This is a genomic window from Massilia rubra (assembly GCF_011682065.1).
Lineage (GTDB): Bacteria > Pseudomonadota > Gammaproteobacteria > Burkholderiales > Burkholderiaceae_D > Telluria_A > Telluria_A rubra.
The window spans coordinates 1-598 of the sequence record NZ_VUYU01000089.1; the positions used below are offsets into that span (position 1 = coordinate 1).

The following is a 598-nucleotide window of genomic DNA, read 5'->3' on the forward strand; positions in this document are numbered from 1 at the left end:
ACAACCTGTCGAACATCAGCACCAACAGCAAGGCCGCCACCGGCCGCATCATGGACGTCGACTTCGCCAGCGAAAGCTCGAAGATGACCACCAGCCAGATGCTGCTGCAAGCCGGCACCGCCATGCTCAAGCAGAGCAACAGCATGTCCTCGATGGTCATGTCGCTGCTGCAATAATCAACGGCATACCCGGCCGCAAGCCGGGTCCCCGAAAGGCCAGCCGTCCACCCGGCTGGCTTTTTTTACGTCCGCGCGCGGCGTCAGGTGATCGGATTGGCAAGGTCGAAGTATATTTCCATGGGGCACTTAATGATCTAGATCAAAGTGTCGCCTTGTAATGATAAGAGCGGCACTGAGCGCGGCTCCGACCAGTTTCCACCCCCAACACCCAGGAGTTTGACCATGCTGAGCCTTCACACCAACAACGCCGCCCTGTCCGCGCAAAATTCGATCAACCGCACCCAGGGCTCGCTGTCGACCTCGATGACCCGCCTGTCGACCGGCTACCGCATCAATTCGTCGATGGACGACGCCGCCGGCCTGCAGATCGCCACCCGCCTGAAAGCCCAGACCAGCGGCATGGCCGTTGCCATGCGCAA

At 60.4% G+C, this 598-nt stretch carries 2 protein-coding genes; both read left to right on the forward strand.

What is annotated here, in order from left to right; genetic code table 11:
- Positions 1-176: flagellin (locus F0185_RS34135; RefSeq protein ID WP_267876042.1), on the forward strand; the 176-nt coding region annotated here is incomplete at its 5' end.
- A gap of 225 nt (positions 177-401) precedes the next feature.
- The coding region (locus tag F0185_RS34140) for a flagellin N-terminal helical domain-containing protein (protein WP_441295240.1) at positions 402-598 on the forward strand (197 nt) is incomplete at its 3' end.